Origin of the sequence: Nocardioides sp. (assembly GCF_964228225.1) — a bacterium.
GTDB lineage: Bacteria > Actinomycetota > Actinomycetes > Propionibacteriales > Nocardioidaceae > Nocardioides.
Window position 1 is genome coordinate 1 of sequence record NZ_CAXQZB010000039.1, and the last position, 18893, is coordinate 18893.

Genomic DNA, 18893 nt, shown 5'->3' on the forward strand with positions numbered 1-18893 from the left:
AACGAGATCGGCCGCATCCAGCTCCGCACCACCGTCCCCCTCCTCACCGACCCCTACTCCCGCAACCGCACCACCGGCTCCTTCATCCTCATCGACGAAGCCACCGGCATCACCGTCGGCGCCGGCATGATCAACGCCTGAACCACCGCGGCACCACGAGGACGCCCGGCACCCCCCAGGGATGCCGGGCGTCGTCGTTCCAGGACAGCCCGGCCCACCACGACGCCGGCCCTGAGAGACTGGATCGCATGCACGTCAGGTGGGTCGGCCGCGGCGATCACGAGGGGTACGGGATCGCTGGTCGCGAGTACGTGCGACTGCTGGACTCCGCGGGCCACCGCGTGACCTGGGCCCCCCACCTGGACCGACCCGACGACTGGCGCTCGGTCATGCCGGGGCACGTCCCGACCGACGATCCGGTACTCCTCCGCGCACTCGCCACCCCCGACGACGGAGCCCGGGTGACGGTTCTCCACCTCTTCCCCGACCACCTCGCGCCCCTGATCGAGCAGGAGCGGCGCGCCGGGCGCCGCGTCGTCGGCTACGTCACCTGGGAGACCTCCCTCCTGCCGGACGGCTGGGCGGACATCCTCAACCGGCTCGACGCCGTCATGGTGCCCTGCACGTGGAACGCCGAGACGTTCACGGCGCAGGGCGTCCGCGTGCCGGTGCACGTGGTGCCGCACCTCCCGCCCTCGACGATCGCCTCACCGCAGGATCACGAGCGGCTGCGGCACCGGCTCCCTCGCGAGATCCGCGCCCGGATCGAGGCGGGCGCCGTCGTCCACTACTCGATCGGCACCTTCACCCGCCGCAAGGGCACCGACGCCGTGGTGCGCGCCTTCGCCCGCGCCTTCGCGGGGGACCGCGAGGCCCTGCTGCTGCTCAAGACCACTCCGACCGACGTCACGCGCTGGCGCTACGGGCTCCCGCTCGGGTGGTACCGCTGGCGACCGGCTCCGACCCGCCATCACCCGACCGCCCAGGCGAGCGTCGCGCGGCTCCTGCGGTCCCGACGTGCGCCGACCGTGCAGGTGATCGGAGCGACGGACCTGAGCGACGGTGAGATCGCCGCACTCCACGATCTCGGCGACGTCCACCTGGCGCTCCCCCGCAGCGAGGGCTGGGGACTCGGCGCCTTCGAGGCGGCCCTGCGGGGTCGTCCGCTCGTCATGACGGCGGCCTCGGGGCAGGTCGACTACCTCGACCCCGACCTCGCCTGGCGGGTGCGGAGCACTCCCGTCCGCGCCCACGAGCCCGGCTGGGCCATCCCCTACCGTGCCGGTGACCGGTGGGCCGAGCCCGATGTCGACCATGCCGCCGCGCTGCTCCGGGAGATCCACGCCGACCCCTCAGCGGCGCGGACCCGTGCCGAGACGCTCGCCGTACGGCTCCGGGAGCGGTTCGGGCCGGTCGCCGTGCAGGCCCGGCTCGAGGCCGCCCTGAGCGGGGACGACGATCCTCGGGGAGGACCCTCTTGAGCCCCGGCCACCGCCCCCGGGCGTTGCTGGTGACCGCCTTCGTCCCCCACCCCGCCGCCGGCGGCCCCCGGATGCGCGCATGGGACTGGGCCCGCGAACTGGCCGAGGACCACGAGGTCGTCGTCGGCATCGTCGGGGACGATCCCACCGACCGTCGTCCGATCGAGGCCATCGCCGACGTGGTGGAGCTGCCCACCCGCCAGGCCCGCCCCGGCGTGCGACGGCTCGCGCGCCTGCTGCCCGTCCTCGCCTGGTGGCGCCCGGAGTACACCGCCGCCTGGCATCTGCCCGACCCCGACCTGCGGCTCGCCGATGTGCCCGCCTCCCGTGTCGTGACGTTCCGGTCGCACGTCCACGAGGTGGCCCGGCACCTGGGGACGTCCGACTCGGTGCGCGAGCTCGACCTGGACGATCGCGAGTCGACGACGCTGCGCAGCGTGGCCGGGAGCCTGTGGCGGCTCGGGCGCTACCGCGAGGCGCTGGTCTGCGGGCTCACCGCGCTCCAGTACGTGGGCGTGGAACGACGGCTGCGAGGACACTACGACCGCCTCCACCTCGCCTCCGCGACCGACCGACCCCGGCTGCGCCCGCGGCGCGGCGGGGCGCGGCCGGTCGACGTCCGCCCGAACCGGATCGGACCCCTGACACCACGGCCGGCTCGCGCGGTCCCGGCGACACCGACGATCCTGTTCGTCGGCACGCTCGACTACCCCCCCAACGAGGAGGCGGTGCGCTGGTTGGTGGGGCCGATGCGCGCGGCGCTGCACCGCGCGGGCCTGCGCGGTCGGCTCGTGATCGCCGGTCTCGCGCCCCCGGCGGCGCTCCGGAGGCGGCTGGAGGTGCTGCCCGACGTCCGGCTGGTGGCCGACGCCCCCGAACTCGCGCCGCTGTACCGGGAGGCCGATGTCGTGATCATCCCGCTCCGGGCGGGCGGCGGGACGAAGATCAAGACCGTCGAGGCCCTCGGTCACGGCGTGCCGGTGCTCGGGTCGCCCGAGGCGTTCCGCGGGCTGCCCGCCACGGTGGCCGAGCACTGCGGACTGGTCAGGAGCACCACCGACGCTGTGACCGCCCTCCGCCGGCTGCAGGCGCAGGACGTGGGGGATCTGGAGCGTCGTGCCCGCATCGCCCGCGCTGCCCTGCAGCCGGCATGGCTGCGCCCCCCCGGGCGACGCCGAGCCCGAGGTACGACGTGACGGGTGAGCAGCAGGCGGGACCGACCGCCGCGCCGTTCACGGTGCGCGTCCTCGGACTCCGCCGGTCCTGGCGGGGCGCCGAGGTCTGCGCCCACCTGCAGCGAGCCGGTCTGCGGGTGAGCCGGGTCGAGGGTGTGGACCTGCTCGACCCCGCCGTCCGGTTCGACGGCCGACCACCGGCCGACTGGGTCGACGTCCGCGGCTGCCGGCTCGTGGTGCGACGGACCCTCACCGACGGCGAGGTGGGGTGTGCGCTGGCCCACCTGCGGGCCCAGCGCGAGGCGGCGGTTCGCGGGGAGGACTGGTCGGTGGTGCTGGAGGACGACGTGACGCCACCGCAGGTGGAGGACCTCACGACCCTCGTGGGGTGGTGCCGGACCAGGGTCCCCGACGACGAGCCGACGGTGGTGCTGCTCTACGCCCGGGGCGCGATCGTCGTCCCCGAGCCGGTGGCCGCCCTGGGTCACGCGACGGTGTGGGCCACCGTCGTGCCGCCGGACTGCGCGCTGGGCTACGTGCTCAACCGTGCGGCCGCGGAGCTCCTCGTCGGCGCGACGCTCCCCCTCATCGGGCCCTCGGACTGGCCCCCTCGGGTCGCGGGGAGGATGCGGTTCCTCGTGGCCGACCCGCCTCTCGTCCGACCGCGCGAAGTGGCCTCCACGATCGGCGATCGTCCCGGTGACAGCTGGCCGCGCTGGAGCCGCCCGCTGCGCAGGCTCCTGCTCGTGACCGGGCTGCTGTGGCCGTGGTATCGGCGCCGGATGTCGTTCACGGCCTACCGCACGCTGGAGTGGGACCGGACCGTCGTGCGGCGTCGGCTCGGTTCGGGCTGGTCGGCGACCTCGACCCGACCCACGACCTCGCCCCCTCCGCTCGTGCCGTGGCGACGGGGAGGCGGGCACCGGTCCTGACCCGACGGTCAGACCTGACGGGTCAGGCGGCCGGAGTCCAGCGACAGCACGGTGTCGGCCAGGTCGAGCATCCCGGGGCGGTGCGTGACGATCAGCACCGAGGTCGCGGGACAGGCCTCACGGATGCCGGCCAGGACCCGCCGTTCGGTCGTCTCGTCCAGCCCCGAGGTCGCCTCGTCGAGCAGCAGCAGATCGGGGCCGCGGTACAGCGCACGGGCCAGGGCGACGCGCTGGCGCTGCCCGCCGGAGAGCGAGGTCCCGTTCGGTCCGAGGCGAGTTCGCAGTCCCTCGGGCAGACGCGCGACGACATCGTCGAGGGCGACGACGGCGAGGACCTCGGCGAGTCGGGTCTCGTCGGGCTCCCCGGCACCGAACACCACGTTCTCGGCGAGCGAGCCGTCGAGGAGGGCCACCTGCTGCGGGACGTAGCAGATCACCGGCCCACCGGCCCCCGCGTCGGTCGGCCAGCACAGCTGCACGCGGCCGACGTCGGGGTGCCCGAGCCCGCACACGAGCTCGAGCAGGGTCGACTTGCCGGAGCCGGACGCACCGACGATGGCCACCCACGCGGGCAGCGGCATCCGCTGGTCCACCCCGTCGAGCAGCAGCGGTCCGTCCTCCCCGAAACGGAACGAGACGCCGTCGAGCACCAGCGCGGGGGCCTCCCCGGTCCGCACCGGGAGACGGACCTCGGGCTGCGCGAGGTCCGCGCGTGCGAACTCCGCGAGCACCAGCTCGACGTTGATGATCGCGCCCGAGAGCGAGGCTCGGGTGGACAACATCCCCACGAGCGCCGGCTGCAGGCTGCGCGCGACGACCGCCAGGAAGATCAGGGTGGGCAGCAGATCACCGAGGTCGCGCCCGACGAGCACCCATGCTGCGGCGAGCAGCAGCACGACGACGACGCCGAGGGCGTCGAACAGCAGCCGGGGAAGGTCGGGCAGGAAGGTGAGCCGCCGGTTCGCGCGCGCGAGGACGCCCAGATCACGATCGGCCCGGTCGATGAAGAGCCGCTCCTGCCCGTAGGAACGGATCTCCTTGAACGAGGTCAGCGACTCGGTGAGCACCATCGTCGAACTGCGGACGGCTTCCTCCCGCTCCTCCGAGGCCGATCGCATCCGGCGGTTCACCCAGGCGGTGAGTGCGCCTCCGGTCGCCGCCAGTCCGGCCAACCCGACCAGGACGAGCGGCTCGGCGGTGACCAGGACGACCACGGAGAGGAGCGCGACCGTGACGCTGGAGCTCACCAGCCCGATCCACAGGTTCGCCGAGTAGGCGGCGTCGGTGGCGGTCGTCAGCGCTCGCTGCAGGTAGTGGGACTGATTGTGCTGGAGGAACTGGCGCCACGGCAGGTGCAGGTAGACCTCCAGCAACCGCACCGTCGTGCGGCGTTGGGCGGCCTGGTGGAACCGGGTCAGGGTCCAGGAGGCGCGCGCGAGGACCGCGAGACGCCCGAGCACCACGGCCAGCCCTAGGGCCGCGGCGGTGAGGACGGCGGCGTCGCCGCTCGCACCGCCCAGGGCGGCGGGGCAGCGCCCTTCCACGCACCCGATGATGGGGACGGTCAGCGCCGCCATCAGCGCGCTGGCCGACGCGGCGGCGACCCCCCAGGCCAACGCGGCTCGGTAGAGGCGGCGCTCCGCGGGTGCGAGGAAGTAGCGCAGCAGCGCGCCCATCCGACGCGGCGAACCTGCCGACGTGTTCACGTCACTCCCGCTGCCACTCACGGACACGGGCCTCGCGCAGGTCCTCGTGGAGGAGGTGCTGCAGACGCCGACGCTCCTGCCGTTCGCGCGGCCGGTGGAACGTGAAGACGCCGAGGACCGCGCCCACGAGGATCCCCGCGGCCCGGGCGAGACGGTCGGCGACCAGCCACGGCCTCGGCCGACGCAGCAGCAGGGCACCGAGTGATTCGACGATCGCGTAACCCGTGGAGCCCGCGAGAGCGGACCGCGGATGCCTGCCCCACGCGGCTCCCGCTCCGATGGCGTACCGGAAGGTCCGTCGGACCGAGGCGCGATCGGTGCCCGCGACGCGTCGCGGATGCCCGAAGGAGAAGCCGGTGTCGTACCAGCCCGACCACCCCTGCTGCGCGCGGTCGAGTCGGACGAGCAGCTCATCGCCCTCCGCAGCGTGGAAGCGCGCACCGGGACCGAACCGCGGATCGAAACCGCCGACGGCCAGGAACTCCTCCCGCCGGACCACCGTCGTCGCCTCGATTGCGCACTCACGGATGTCCGCCACGGTCAGGCTCCGCGAGGTCGCCGCCCACCGCCGCATGTGGGGTTCACCGTGCTCGTCCCGGATCGGACCGGTCACCACCGTCGCCCCCACCTGCTCGGCGTACCCGATCGCAGCGAGCAGGCCGGGCAGGGTGTCGCTGCGAGCCCAGCAGTCGTCGTCGGGGAAGGCGATCCACCGCCCGCGCGCGAGCGCGGCGCCCAGGTTGCGAGCTCGGCTCGCATTGGCCCAGGGCACGCGCACGTGGAGCACCTCGATGCCGCCGGCGGCGAGGAGGCGGGTCACCCGGTCGTCGAGGTTCTGGTCGACGACGACGACCTGGATCGCGCTCGGGTCGAGGTGCGAGATCGATTCCAGCAGCCGCGCCAACAGGGACTCGCGACCGCGGGTGGCGACGACGAGCGAGGCCACGATCCCTCCACGCGGCACCCGCGACCCTCCTCGCCTGCGATCCCCTCCGGTTCTTGGAGTCTAGGCCCCCGGGCCAGGGCCAGGGCCGAGAGCGGGGCCGGGGCGCTGGTCGCGCCCCCGTGGTCGGTCGGGTGCCACGGTGCTCAGGACACCGCGATGCCCGACTCCTAGGATGGGCCGGTGACGATCCCTGCGCCGGCCAGCGTCGGTCGCGCCGACTGGCGTCCGGGCGCCATCGTGGGCCTGGGCTCGTTCGGTGTCCTCGGGGTGATCGTCCCGACGGTCGTCCTCGCCCAGGGCGTCGGCAGCGAGGCCTCGACCCTGCTGACCCTGGTGCTGGTGTGGGCGGCACTGCGCCTCTCGGTGCTCGCAGCACGCGGCACCGCGCAGCTCTACTGGCTCGCACTGCTGATGTTCGTCTACGTCTTCTTCGGGCTGGCCGGCAACCTCCAGGTGCGCACCCTGACCGAGCCGGACACCACGCCCGGCCTCGTCCCGGCCGCGGTGCTCACCGCCGCGCGGTTGATTGCGGTCAGCATCGTGTTCATCGAGCTGGGCCGTCGACTCGCCGCCGCCCGCTCGACCCGCCGCACCGGGGGCACCGCCGTGCGGGTCGCCGGGTCCTCCCGCATCCTCGACGGCGACCGGCTGCGCCGCGTCGTCCCGCTCGCGCTCGTGGGCTGTGTGCTCATCATCCTCAGAGTCGGGCCCTCGAACTACCTCGGATCGCGCGACCGCCTCTCCCTCGCCACCACGGCCGCGTGGGGGAACCCCACGATCGCGGCACTGGCGAACGGACTGGCGCTCGCCCTCCCGTTGGTCACCCTCCACGCGCTCGTGCGCCACCGCCGCGCGGTGCGGGCCGCAGGCGGGCAGGTGCCCTTCACCCCGCACCTGATCCTGACCGCCGCGCTGCTGGCGTTCATGGTCAACATCTCCAGCAGCGCCCGCATCTCCTTCGGCACGGTCGTGATCAGCACCATCGTCCTGCTCGGGGCCGCTGACACGCCGGCGCGGGTGCGCGCGTTCGTGCCCACCATCGTGGGGGCCTTCGTCCTGGTCTTCCCGCTGGCCGACGTGTTCCGGCGGGAGGCCACCGGACTGACCCTGCGCGCACCCGAGTTCGACTCCCTGCGCACCAGCGGCGACTTCGACTCCTTCGCCCAGCTCGCCAACACCATCACCTACGTGACCGCCCAGGGCGTCACGGCGGGCAACCAGCTGCTCGGCGTGGTGTTCTTCTGGGTGCCGCGGTCGGTCTGGGCGAGCAAGCCGGTGGACACCGGCGTGCTGGTCGGGGAGTTCCGCGGCTACCGCTTCACCAACCTCTCGGCGCCGGTCTGGGCCGAGGCGTACATCAACTTCGGCACCCTCGGGGTCTGCGCCGCGCTCCTGGCGCTGGGCTACGCCGTGCGCCGCGCCGACGACCGCTACATCGCGCTCGGCTCCTCGGCCGCGACCTTCACCTCGCTGCAGGGGGCGATCCTGCCGTTCTACGGGATCATCGTGCTGCGCGGGTCGCTGCTGCAGGCGGTCGGTGCCGCCGCGGCCCTGCTGGCGGTGATGACGTGGGTGACGGCGCGGCGCCCGGCTCCGGAGACCGACGGGACCTCGGTGCGGCGACGCCGCGAGGTCCGCCGCGGACCGACGGGGACGCGCTAGAGCAGGGCGTCACCGAAGGCGGTCGAGCCCGAGGGCAGCGGGACCGGGCGCGGCAGCCCGGCGGTGTCCTGCACCAGCCGGACCAGGCCCTCGGGGGTCAACTCGTCCCACCGCACGTGGTCGGGGACGCGCTCCGCGTCCTCCCGCAGCGTCGGGGACCCCGCCGCGAGCACCCGGGTCCCGAGCGCCGCCGCCCGCGCCGCGATCCCGCTGGGGCCCGCGTTGGAGTAGGCCACCACGACGGCGTCGACGAGGGCGATCGCGGCGTCGAGGCGCTCGGGGGAGGTGAACCCCGGCACGCTCCGCACCGCCACGCCGTGCCGGTCCAGGCGCGTCACCAGCCCCTCGAGCGTCCCGGCGTACTCGGGGCGGACCTGACCGAGCAGCACCAGACCGTGCCGGTCGGGATCCAGCGCACCGGCGGTGAGCGCGGCCACGACGGTCTCGAGGTTCTTGCGTCGGTCCAGGGCACCGAACACCCCGAGCCACCGCCGCTCCGCGTCGAGGGCGAGCTCCCCGGCCAGCTGCGCCCGGGTGTCGGGGTCGTCGTGGAGCACCACCGGGTCGGCGACCCGACCCGGCGCGGCCGGGGCGAGGAAGCTGGCGAGCACCACCACGCGATGGCCCCGGGCGCGCAGCACGCCGGCGAGCACCCGCTTGACCAGGAACCGCGCCCGGTCCCGGGGCCGGGCACCCTCGGGCCGGCCCCGCATCAGCAGCAGGCTCAGCCGATGACGACGCGCCAGCCGCCACAGGCCCCGACCGGAGAGATGGCGGTCGGCGTCGGGGATCACCACGAGCCGGTCCGCCCCGGCGTCCCCGGCGAGGAACGGCTCCTCGTCCAGGTGCCGCAGGTCGGACGCCGTGACGACGGTGACCCGGGGCTCGCCGGGCAGCCGGGCGAGGTCCCGCACCAGCGGACCGGCCTCCGGCAGCGTCGCCCACGCCGGGGGCAGCACCAGCACCGTCTCGTGGCCCCGGGCGAGGGACTCTTCCAGCAGCAGTCGCACGTAGGAGAGCCGGTGCCCCGTGCCCTCGAGCTCGACGACGACCCGACGGCTCATCGCACCGACCGACGGGCTTGCAGCCGGCGGACGGCCCGGGCGAACGTGTCGTAGGCCCACCGCCCCGGAGCGCGGGGACCGACGCCGAGCTCGCGGGCGAGCCGGCACCGCAGCGCGGCGTCGTCGAGGCCCGACCCGCCGGCGTGCCGGCCCGTTCCCGGCAGGATCCAGCGGGCGATCCGGGCGATGCCGCGGTCCTTCTCGGCGGGCAGGTGCCACACCACGACGTCGTCGGACACATGGTCGTGCGACCGGTAGCGGGGCGCGGTCCAGATGCGCTGCACGCGATCGGCGCAGTCACGGGTCGCGACGTCGCGCAGCGCGAAGGTCAGCAGGTGCTCCTCGGTGGACATCCGCGGCAGACGACCGGCGGCGGTGCGCGCGACCGAGTCCGCGTAGGCGAGCTCGACCCGCGGCCACCACTCCTGCAGCGAGGCCGGTGCGAACCCCAGGAACTCGCCCCCGACCTGGGCTACCGGGCCCTGAAAGCGGGGATCGAGCTCGGCGTGGATGAGTCCGGCCTGGCGCGGCGACAGTCCGTTGCTCGTGCGGTCGGGGATGAGCGGCAGCCGGTAGACCAGCACCTCCTGCTCGGCCTCGGCCAGGAGTCCCCCGAGGTCGCCGACGGCCAGGGCGTCCGGATCCAGCAGCAGGACCGCGCGGGCCGGGGAGCTGCGGTAGTGGTCCAGCGCGTCGAGGGTGTAGAGCGAGGCGTTCCAGGCCGGGGCGAACCGCGGCTGCGGACTGTGCGCGAAGGGCACCAGGACGATCTCGACCCCGAGGTCGGCGAAGACCTCCCGCCACGGGCTCGGCGGCTCGACGGTCGTGACGAGCTGGAGCCGGGCGGAGGAGAACCGCTGATGGGTGGTGAAGGCGACCGCGATCGAGCGGTAGTAGCTCGACGCCGTGTCGGCGCTGCGGCCCCGCAGGTTCAGCGCATCGCTGCGCGAGGCCGGGGTGAAGGCGATCGCCACGACCGGTGCGGTGGGGTCCGCCTCCCGACCGCTCCCACCCCGCACGGCGTGATCCTACCCGCGGCCGGGCCGCACCGACCCGGCCCGCCGACGCCGGTAGACCCCGGCGTAGACGCGCGGCGCCGCCCGCATCACGAGGGCACCGAGGGCGGCGACGGGCCGCCCCGACCGCAGGGTGGCGACGATCCGCCGCGGCGTGAGTGCGGCCCGCACCCACGCCCGGGCCTCCGCGGCCTCGGACGGCGGCAGGCTCGTGCCCCGGCGCGCGACGTCCTGGAACAGCGGCACGGCGACCTTGACCACGGCGAAGACCTCCACCGCCGGCGCCGGGCCGACCTCGCGGGCCAGGTCCAGACAGTCGGGCAGGTCGCGCCAGCGCATCCGGTCGCCGGTCAGCAGCGATCCGTCACGCACGCGGTAGGTGTAGACCGGGGTCGGCACCCGCACGACCCGTCCGGCGGCCGGGAGCAGCCGGAGCAGTCCCGCGAGGTCGGAGTGGCGCAGCAGGTCGGGGAACCCGGCGGCCACCACCAGGTCGCGGCGCAGCAGCTTGTTCCAGAGGTGCCCGCTCACCCGCCCCGCCACCAGGTCCTCGACCACCCGTGCGCCGCTCGCCTCGCCCGCGCCGCGCCCGTCCGCGACGACCTGCGCCCGCCCGACCCGCCCGTGGCGCACGAGGACCGCGTCGGCCATGACGACGTCGGCGTCGTGGGCGAGGGCGGCGTCGAGGAGGGTGGCAGCGCCGTCGGGACCCCAGTCGTCGTCGTCGTCCACGAACCAGAGGTAGCGACCGCGTGCCGCCCCCGCGCCCCGGTTGCGCGCGGCCGCCACCCCGACGCCGTCCCCGACGACCAGACGCACGCGCGAGCCGGCGGCCGCGGTCTCGCGGATCCAGGCGCGGAACGGCTCCGCCTCGGCGCCCTCCCGCGCCACCGGCGACCGGTCGTCGACCACGAGGAGCTCGACGTCGAGGCCGGAGGCGACCAGAGCGTGGCACCGCGCGATCAGCGACGCGGCGGCGTCGCCCACCAGATCACGGCTCGGCAGGACGACCGTCAGCAGCGGCGCCCCTCGATCCGTCATCGTGGCCGCAGCCTAGGCCACGCCGACCCCGCTCGTGCATGAGAAGGTGGCCCCGTGGCGTCCCCCGACAGACTCAAGCGCGCACTCATCACCGGCATCACCGGGCAGGACGGCTCCTACCTCGCCGAACTGCTGCTGGCCAAGGGCTACGAGGTGCACGGCCTGATCCGGCGCGCCTCGACGTTCAACACCCACCGCATCGACCACCTCTACGTCGACCCGCACGAGCCCGACGCGCGGCTGTTCCTGCACTACGGCGACCTCAGCGACGGCGCCCGGCTGGTCACGCTGCTCTCCGAGATCCGGCCCGACGAGGTCTACAACCTCGCGGCGCAGTCGCACGTGCGGGTCTCCTTCGACGAGCCCGAGCACACCGCCGACACCACCGGCACCGGCACCGTCCGGATGCTCGAGGCGGTGCGCCTGGCGGGCATCGACACCCGCTTCTACCAGGCGTCGTCCTCGGAGCTGTACGGCGCGATGCCGCCGCCCCAGAGCGAGACGACGCCGTTCCACCCCCGCTCGCCCTACGCGGCGGCGAAGCTCTACAGCTACTGGATCACTCGCAACTACCGCGAGGCCTACGGCATGTTCGCGGTGAACGGGATCCTGTTCAACCACGAGTCGCCGCGGCGCGGCGAGACCTTCGTGACCCGCAAGATCACCCGCGCGGTGGCCGCGATCGCCGCCGGGACGCAGCAGCACCTCTACATGGGCAACCTCGACGCCGTGCGCGACTGGGGCTACGCCGCGGAGTACGTCGAGGGCATGTGGCGGATGCTGCAGGCCGACGAGCCCGAGGACTTCGTGCTCGCCACCGGCCTGGGCATCACCGTGCGCGAGTTCCTCGAGATCAGCTTCGGCCACGCCGGCCTGGACTGGGAGGAGCACGTGCGCTTCGACGAGCGCTACCTGCGCCCCAGCGAGGTCGACGCGCTCATCGGCGACCCCAGCAAGGCCGCCGACAAGCTCGGCTGGACGGCCACCGTCGACGGCCGGGCCCTGGCGCGGCTGATGGTGGACGCCGACATCGCCGCCCTGGAGCACGCGGGCGGGGGCTGGATCGACCGGGTGCACCTCCCCTCCTGGGGCCGGCCGTGAGCGAGGACGCCGCCTTCGCGCCGCGTCCGCTGGACCGGGACGCGCCGTTCTACGTGGCCGGGCACCGGGGCCTGGTGGGCTCCGCGATCCGCCGCACCCTCGAGGCCTCCGGCTTCACCGACCTGCACGGCCACAGCAGCAGCGAGCTCGACCTCACCGACCGCGCGCGCGTCTTCGACGCCCTGGCCACGATCCGGCCGCGCTACCTCGTGCTCGCCGCCGCGAAGGTGGGCGGCATCCTCGCCAACGACACCTACCCCGCCGACTTCCTCTCGGTGAACCTGCAGATCCAGACCAACGTCATGGACGCGGCGCTGGAGCACGGCGTCGAGCGGCTGCTGTTCCTCGGCTCCTCCTGCATCTACCCGCGCCTGGCGCCGCAGCCGCTGAAGGAGGAGTACCTGCTCACCGGGCCGCTGGAGCCCACCAACGACGCCTACGCCATCGCCAAGATCGCCGGCATCCTGGGCGTCCAGGCGGTGCGGCGCCAGCACGGGCTGCCGTGGATCTCGGCGATGCCGACCAACCTCTACGGCCCCGGCGACAACTTCTCCCCCACCGGCTCCCACGTCCTGCCGGCGCTGCTGCGCCGCTACGACGAGGCCGTGGCCACCGGGGCGCGCGAGGTCGTGAACTGGGGCACCGGGTCGCCGCGTCGGGAGTTCCTCCACGTCGACGACATGGCCGCCGCCTGCCTGTTCCTCCTCGAGCACTACGACGGCCCGAGCCAGGTCAACGTCGGCACCGGGACCGACGTGACGATCAAGGAGATCGCCGAGACCATCGCCGAGCTGGTCGGCTTCACCGGGGAGACCCGCTGGGACACCACCAAGCCCGACGGCACCCCGCAGAAGCTGATGGACGTCTCGCTGCTGCGTCGCGCCGGGTGGGAGGCGCGGATCGGACTGCGGGAGGGCCTCGCCTCGACCCTGGCCTGGTACCGCGCCCACCACGAGGACCTGCGCACCTGACCGGTGACGGACCGCGAGCCTGGACATAAAGTGTCGAGGCGATGACGACCCCCTGCCCCACCGTCTGGATCTACCAGCCCTACGTGCCGGTCTACCGTCGTCCGTTCTTCGAGGGCCTGGCCCAGCACCTCCGGGCGCAGGGCGTGCGGTTGCGGGTCCGCTTCCCCGATCCCCCGCTCGCCCACAGCCGCGGCGACCGCGCGGCTCCGGCGTCCTGGTCCGAACCCGTCCCCGCGCGCCGCGTGCGGGTGGCGGGCCGCACGGTCCACCTGAGCTCGGCACGCGGGGTGAGGCCGGGCGACGCCGTGATCACCGGACTGCAGGCCACCTCACTCGACAGCTGGCGCGCCCTGACCCGACGCCGGGTCGCGCGCGGCCTGTGGGGCCACGTCGGGTCCTACGTCGCACGCCCCCACCCGACGGACCTCGCGCTCGAGCGCTGGATGATGCGCCGCGCCGACCGCGTCTTCGCCTACACCGAGGACGGCGCCGCGCTGGCCCGCCGTGCGGGGGCGCGTGCGATCACGACCGTCATGAACAGCGTCGACGTCTCCTACCTCGACGGCCCGCGAGCGGCGCTGCCCGCGGCGGCGGCGCTGGCCCATCAGGAGGGCCGGCCGCTCGTGGCGTTCCTCGGGGCCCTCGACGCCACCAAGCGCCTCGACCTCCTCGCCGCGGCGCTGGAGGTCCTGGCGTCGCAGGGCAGCGACCTGCACGTGCTGGTCGCGGGCGAGGGCCCCGACGGCGCCCGACTCCGGCCGGCGATCGCTCGGGGCCAGGTGTCCCTCCTCGGCTATGCCGAGGGACCGGTGAAGGCGGCCGTCGCCGACACCTGCGGCGCCCTGGTGGTGCCCGGGCGGATCGGCCTGGTCGCCGTCGAGGCCCTGGCGATGGGCCGCCCGATCGTGACGACGTCGACCGCGCGGCACGCCCCCGAGGCCGCCTACCTGACGCCGGGCGCGTCGCTGATCGCGGCCGACCCCGACCCGGCCTCGCTCGCCGCGGCGATGAGCGAGGCGTCCCGGCGGCCGCGGCAGCAGTGGGCCCACCCGGACCTGGCCGGGATGGTCGAGCGCATGGGCGAGGGCATCGTCGCGATGCTGGCCGACGCGGCCCGCTGATCCTCGGCGGGGCCGGACCCAGCCCGACGCAGCCCGCTCAGCCCACTCAGTCCGCTCGGCCCGCCGCGTCGCGCACGAGTCGGCGCCACCGCCACGCGAGGCCGAGACCGAAGCCGACCTGCGTCACGAGCACGGCACCCGCGGCCCACAGCGCGTCGGGGCGCAGCGCGATGAGCAGCAGCTCCAGGGCGATCACCGCCGCGAAGAGCCGCACCACGAAGCGCTCGTGCCGCCGTGCCTGCAGCGCCCCGGCGAGGAACTGGTTCAGCATCGCCGGGATCGAGGCGGCCGCCAGGACCTGCAGCACCGCGACCGAGTCGGCGTAGCCGTCCCCCAGCGCCGCCGGCACCAGCCAGGGGGCGCCGAGGATCAGGACGACCGCCACCGCGGCGGCGGCGAGCAGCAGGCCCGAGCGGCGGCGCACCAGACGCCACGCCTGCGCGTCGGACCCCTGGGCGGCGATGGAGGGGATCATCGACTGGGTGACCGAGCCGGCGAGAACCGCCATCGGCTGGATCCACCGGTTGACGGCGCCGTACGTGCCGGCCGCAGCGGCACCGCCGAGGCCTCCGAGCAGCGCGATGTCGTTGCCCTGCGCGAACCCGACCAGCGCCATCCCGCCGAAGGCGGTGGCGCCGCGCCACGGGTTGCGGACCGCGAGGTCGCGTCGTCCGTCCGCCGCGAGCGAGCGCAGGTGGAGCGCCGCCCCCACCGACACCTGGGAGGCGACGCCGGCCAGGACGAACGCGTGGGAGGCGACCAGGCCCACGGGCACCACCAGCACCAGGAACAGCGCGGCCGCCAGCACCCGCTCCGCCGCCTGGACCATCGCGAGGGCCGCCACCCGCGAGCGCCAGCGCAGCCGGATCACCGAGGACTGGTAGACGACGGTCGCGATCCCGAGCAGGCCGACGTACCAGAGCAGGTCGACCCCCCACCCGAGGCCCGCGAGGGCGGCGAGCACGCCGAGGGCACCCGCGACCGCGCACTTGCGCGTGGCCGAGGCGAGGGCGTGCGCCGGCGTCATCGTGCCCGCCGACACCTCGCGCACCCAGTACGCCGAGGTCCCGAAGTCCAGGAGCAGGGCCGCGCTGGCCGCCAGGGAGAGGGCGAGTGCGACGTGGCCGAACTCGGCCGGCTCGACCCGGCGCGCCGTGAGGGCCAGCAGCACCGCCGTCACCACCTGGGTGCCCAGCCCCGTGGCCGCGAGCAGGACGACGGCCGAGGAGCGGGGTCCGGTCAACGGCCGGGTCATCGGCTCGGTCATCGGGCCCCGGCCCTGCCGTCACCCACGGGGCTCCCCGGACCGGGTCGGGCTGAGGCTGCGCAGCGCGGTGTGCAGGGTGAGCACACGGGCGTCCACCCGGGCGCGTCGGCCCGCGGGCGCCACCGACGCCAGGCGCAGCATCCGCGCGAGGCCGGGGTGACCTCCGCTCTGGGCCCGGACGCTGAGCCCCCAGAACCGTTCAGCGGACACCAGGTCGGGATGGTGCTCGGCCATGAACGCGCGATCGCGGGAGACCGACGCCGAGGACCCGCCGGCCTCCAGGGTGAGCGACCCGTAGTGCGGGACCCGGTCCGGGACCATCCAGATGCTGCGGCCGCTGCGGTGGATGCGCGCGCCCAGCAGGACGTCGTTGAAGTTGCCCCCGGGCTGCTCCGGGATGCCGCCCAGCTCGCGCAGGTAGGCGGTCGGGAACATGTTCAGGTTCAGCGTCATCAGCGGCACCCGCACCGGGCGCGAGAGGAAGTGGCTGCGCGTCTCCTGCAGCGGCAGGTCGGAGGAGGTCAGGCGGGGGATGATGCAGCCGATCGTCTCGGCTCCCACGCGCTCCACGAGCCGGGCGGCCGAGCGCAGGGCCTGCGGGTGCGGATACACGTCCGAGGCCGCCAGGACGGTCCACGCGCCGGAGGCGGCCGCCAGCCCGCGGTTGTACCCCTCGGCGAAGGACAGCCGACGTCCGTCGTGGACGTAGGCGACCAGCTTCCCGCCCAACGTCTCGCCCAGCGTCTCGCGCAGGGTCTCGTCGGGCTCGGCGGACCCGTCGACCACCACCACCTGGTCCACGAGGTCGATCGCGGCGGCCAGCGAGGCGGCGAGGGCGGTGCTGTGGCGCAGATGTGCGGGCCCACCCGGCGGGGAGAAGTGGTTGATCACATAGCTGAACATCGGGGTCTCTCGTGGTCGCAGGACCCCACGTCGCGCCCTCGGAGCCCGAGGGTCCGCGCGGGTCCTGCGCGGCGGCCGGACGGTGCCGACTGTAACCGTCCGCGCGGGTCCGGTCGGCGGAACGGCCGGTCGGGGGTGTGTGAGTCTGAAGGTTGGGACAAGATCGCTGTCGTCCCTCTCCCCACGGTTCCCGCTGCGGCGCCGAACCGCTAGGAAGTCCTCGTGCACCTGTGGTGGCTCACCAACCTCGACGCCCCGTACCGGCGTCCGGTCTGGTCCGCACTCGCCGAGCGCATGCCCGTGTCCGTGGGGCTCACCGCGGACCGCCGGTCACCGGACGCGCAGGGCCGGGGCGAGGACTGGTTCGACCACCACGACGACCGCTACCGCAGCATCACGCTCCCCGTGCGGCGTCCTCGCGTGGGGCGACGGGAGGTCCCGGTCGCCTCGTCCGCCGCGCACCGGCTGCTCGACGACGCCACCCACGTCGTCGTCGGGGGGTGGGAGGCGCCGGTGTACTGGCAGCTCGCCCGACATGCCCGTCGGCGCGGCGCACGGGTGGTCGGGTTCTACGAGTCGACCGCCGACTCCCACACCTTCCGGCGCGGCCCGGTCGCCCTGGCGCGGGCGCGCTGGTTCCGCTCCCTCGGCGCCGTCGTGGTGCCGGGGGCGGCCGCCGCGGCGGCCGTGGGATCCTTCGGCGTGCCGACCGAGCGCATCCACGTCGGGTTCAACCCCGTCGACGTCGTCTCCATCGCCGACGCCGCCGCCAGGGCCCGCGCGAGTACCAGTCCCGGCGCGGGACCAGTCGCAGGCCACCGGTTCGTCTACGTCGGCCAGCTCATCCCCCGCAAGAACGTGGACACCCTCATCCGTGCCTTCGCGCGGATCGCGACGCCGCAGGACTCCCTCGCCGTCGTCGGCGACGGGAGTCAGCGCCGCAGGCTGGAGGCCCTGAGCACCGAGCTCGGGGCAGCAGTGACCTTCCACGGCCATCTGCCCGCCGACCAGGTCGCCGCTGCGATGGCCCCCCACCACACCCTCGTGCTCCCCTCCACCGAGGAGGTGTGGGGTCTGGTCGCGAACGAGGCGCTGGCCGCGGGCCTGCAGGTCGTGGTGAGCGAGCAGAGCGGGGTCGCCGCGTCGCTCGACGGCATGCCGGGCGTCCACCGCTGCCCGGTCCCCGACGAGGCGGGGCTGACGGCCGCCCTCACGAGCGCGCGGGCCGCCTGGGGCGGCTGGATCCAGGATCCGCCGATCCTGGCCCACACCCCGGAGCGGTTCGCGGAGCTGGTGTGGAGCGCCCTGGATGTCTGAGCCGGCCATCACGGGCGCCACGGGCGCCGCGGCCCAGGATCGGCTCACGATCACCCAGGTCCTGACGCTGATCGACGCGGCCGGGAGCTACGGGGGTCCGACCACCGTCGCGCTCGCCCAGTGCCGCGAGCTCGCCGCCCGCGGGCACCGGGTCCGGCTCGTGGCCGGATGGGACGGCCTCGCCGAGGTGCACCTGCCCGGCGTGGAGGTGCACCTGCACCGGGTGCGCCGGCTGCCGGGACTCGGGTTCGCGGGCCTGTGGTCGCCGGCGCTGTGGCGCACGGTGCGACGACTCGCCACGGACAGCGACGTCGTGCACCTGCACCTGGCCCGCGACCTCGTGCAGCTGCCGGCCGGGCTGCTGGCGCGCTCGCGCGCGCGGATCGTCGTGCAGCCGCACGGGATGGTGCGCAGCGACCCGCGACGCAGCACGCGCGCCCTCGACGCCCTCCTGACCCGGCCGCTGCTGGGCCGCACCACCGCCGGCCTGGCCCTCACCGAGGCCGAGGCGGCCGACCTCCCCCGCGTGGCGCACGGCCCGCTCACGATCCACCGGATCCGCAACGGCATCGCCCCGGACGAGGGCCGGGCGCGCCCCCCGGCCGAGGGCGAGGTGCCCGTGGTCGCCTTCGTGGCCCGCCTCCACGCGCGCAAGCGGCCCGTCGCCCTGGTGGAGGCCGCCGCCCTCGTCCTCGCCGCGGGCCATCGGCTGCGGGTCGACCTCCACGGCCCCGACGAGGGCGAGCTCGCCGCGGTGCGGGGAGCGATCGAGCGCCTCGACCTCGCCGAGCACGTCCACTACCGGGGGCCGGTGGCGCCCTCGCAGGTGCGCGGTGTCCTGCTGGCGTCCCACGCCTATGTCCTCCCCAGCCGCGCCGAGCCGTTCCCGATGTCGGTGCTGGAGGCGATGGCGGTCGGCCTGCCGACCGTGATCACCGACGACACCGGCATCAGCGCCGAGCTCGCCGCCGCCGGGGCGGCGATCGTCGTGGACGGCAGCCCGGCGTCCCTCGCGGATGCGCTCATCCTTCTGCTGTCCGACAAGGACCGTTGGTATCGTGTGCACGAACGAGGCCTCGACGTGATCACCTCCGGGTTCTCCCCGTCCGACGTCGCCACCACGCTCGAGAGCGTCTACTCCAGGAGTTCGCCCTGATCCACCTCCGCACGCGGTCGGCCCGGCCGGCGTC

Annotated in this window: 17 protein-coding genes; 10 read left to right on the plus strand and 7 right to left on the minus strand. The window is 74.7% G+C overall.

Translation table 11 applies throughout. The features are described from left to right. The first annotated feature begins 6 nt into the window (after positions 1-6). The 4 genes from ACERUJ_RS08480 (at position 7) to ACERUJ_RS08495 (ending at position 3588) form a co-directional block, all read left to right on the plus strand. Complete coding sequence (locus ACERUJ_RS08480) at positions 7-141, plus strand: hypothetical protein (RefSeq protein WP_372715303.1); 135 nt, start codon at positions 7-9, stop codon at positions 139-141. Positions 142-248: 107 nt separating this feature from the next. Continuing rightward, positions 249-1481 (plus strand): hypothetical protein, encoded by a 1233-nt coding sequence (locus tag ACERUJ_RS08485; RefSeq protein ID WP_370248078.1) that lies wholly within the window; start codon positions 249-251, stop codon positions 1479-1481. Between the two features lie 29 nt (positions 1482-1510). Further along, the gene (locus ACERUJ_RS08490) at positions 1511-2677 is read left to right on the plus strand and encodes a glycosyltransferase (protein ID WP_370248079.1); all 1167 of its coding nucleotides are present in this window, start codon (positions 1511-1513) and stop codon (positions 2675-2677) included. Then, complete coding sequence (locus ACERUJ_RS08495) at positions 2674-3588, plus strand: glycosyltransferase family 25 protein (protein ID WP_370248081.1); 915 nt, start codon at positions 2674-2676, stop codon at positions 3586-3588. The genes ACERUJ_RS08490 and ACERUJ_RS08495 overlap by 4 nt, the downstream gene beginning before the upstream one ends. A gap of 8 nt (positions 3589-3596) precedes the next feature. On the opposite strand, the gene ACERUJ_RS08500 is transcribed toward ACERUJ_RS08495, so the two are convergent. Then, positions 3597-5264 carry an ATP-binding cassette domain-containing protein gene (locus ACERUJ_RS08500; protein WP_370248082.1) on the minus strand — a complete coding sequence of 556 codons (1668 nt, stop codon included), beginning with the start codon at positions 5262-5264 and terminating at the stop codon, positions 3597-3599. Positions 5265-5295: 31 nt separating this feature from the next. Next, positions 5296-6258, minus strand: coding sequence for a glycosyltransferase family 2 protein (locus ACERUJ_RS08505; RefSeq protein ID WP_370248083.1), 963 nt, complete (start codon positions 6256-6258; stop codon positions 5296-5298). 162 nt (positions 6259-6420) lie between these two features. Between ACERUJ_RS08505 and ACERUJ_RS08510 the strand changes: the two genes are divergently transcribed. Further along, on the plus strand, positions 6421-7902 hold the full coding sequence (locus ACERUJ_RS08510; RefSeq protein WP_370248084.1) for a hypothetical protein: 1482 nt from the start codon (positions 6421-6423) through the stop codon (positions 7900-7902). On the opposite strand, the gene ACERUJ_RS08515 is transcribed toward ACERUJ_RS08510, so the two are convergent. From ACERUJ_RS08515 to ACERUJ_RS08525, 3 genes are read right to left on the minus strand one after another with little or no spacing between them, the layout of a single operon-like run. Beyond that, positions 7899-8966 carry a hypothetical protein gene (locus tag ACERUJ_RS08515; protein ID WP_370248085.1) on the minus strand — a complete coding sequence of 356 codons (1068 nt, stop codon included), beginning with the start codon at positions 8964-8966 and terminating at the stop codon, positions 7899-7901. The two genes, ACERUJ_RS08510 and ACERUJ_RS08515, sit on opposite strands and share 4 nt — an antisense overlap. Further along, positions 8963-9985, minus strand: a complete 1023-nt coding sequence (locus ACERUJ_RS08520) for a hypothetical protein (protein ID WP_370248086.1) — start codon at positions 9983-9985, stop codon at positions 8963-8965. Before ACERUJ_RS08520 ends, ACERUJ_RS08515 begins: the two co-directional genes overlap by 4 nt. A gap of 9 nt (positions 9986-9994) precedes the next feature. Continuing rightward, a complete protein-coding gene (locus tag ACERUJ_RS08525) occupies positions 9995-11023 on the minus strand; it encodes a glycosyltransferase (protein ID WP_370248087.1) in 1029 nt (342 codons plus the stop codon). Between the two features lie 54 nt (positions 11024-11077). Here ACERUJ_RS08525 and gmd point away from each other — a divergent pair, with 54 nt between their 5' ends. From gmd to ACERUJ_RS08540, 3 genes are read left to right on the plus strand one after another with little or no spacing between them, the layout of a single operon-like run. Next, positions 11078-12124, plus strand: a complete 1047-nt coding sequence (gene gmd, locus ACERUJ_RS08530) for a GDP-mannose 4,6-dehydratase (protein WP_370248088.1) — start codon at positions 11078-11080, stop codon at positions 12122-12124. Next, a complete protein-coding gene (locus tag ACERUJ_RS08535; RefSeq protein WP_370248089.1) occupies positions 12121-13095 on the plus strand; it encodes a GDP-L-fucose synthase family protein in 975 nt (324 codons plus the stop codon). Before gmd ends, ACERUJ_RS08535 begins: the two co-directional genes overlap by 4 nt. A 41-nt stretch (positions 13096-13136) precedes the next feature. Then, positions 13137-14216 carry a glycosyltransferase gene (locus ACERUJ_RS08540; protein ID WP_370248090.1) on the plus strand — a complete coding sequence of 360 codons (1080 nt, stop codon included), beginning with the start codon at positions 13137-13139 and terminating at the stop codon, positions 14214-14216. Between the two features lie 46 nt (positions 14217-14262). Here the strand turns inward: ACERUJ_RS08540 and ACERUJ_RS08545 are convergent, their stop codons facing one another. Continuing rightward, a complete protein-coding gene (locus ACERUJ_RS08545) occupies positions 14263-15471 on the minus strand; it encodes an oligosaccharide flippase family protein (protein ID WP_370248091.1) in 1209 nt (402 codons plus the stop codon). Between the two features lie 30 nt (positions 15472-15501). Next, positions 15502-16386, minus strand: coding sequence for a glycosyltransferase family 2 protein (locus tag ACERUJ_RS08550; protein WP_370248092.1), 885 nt, complete (start codon positions 16384-16386; stop codon positions 15502-15504). Positions 16387-16608: 222 nt separating this feature from the next. On the opposite strand from ACERUJ_RS08550, the gene ACERUJ_RS08555 reads away from it, so the two are divergent. Together ACERUJ_RS08555 and ACERUJ_RS08560 are read left to right on the plus strand one after the other, a co-directional pair. Continuing rightward, complete coding sequence (locus ACERUJ_RS08555) at positions 16609-17703, plus strand: glycosyltransferase family 4 protein (RefSeq protein ID WP_370248093.1); 1095 nt, start codon at positions 16609-16611, stop codon at positions 17701-17703. Continuing rightward, positions 17696-18859 (plus strand): glycosyltransferase family 4 protein, encoded by a 1164-nt coding sequence (locus ACERUJ_RS08560; RefSeq protein WP_370248094.1) that lies wholly within the window; start codon positions 17696-17698, stop codon positions 18857-18859. The genes ACERUJ_RS08555 and ACERUJ_RS08560 overlap by 8 nt, the downstream gene beginning before the upstream one ends. Positions 18860-18893: the final 34 nt, after the last annotated feature.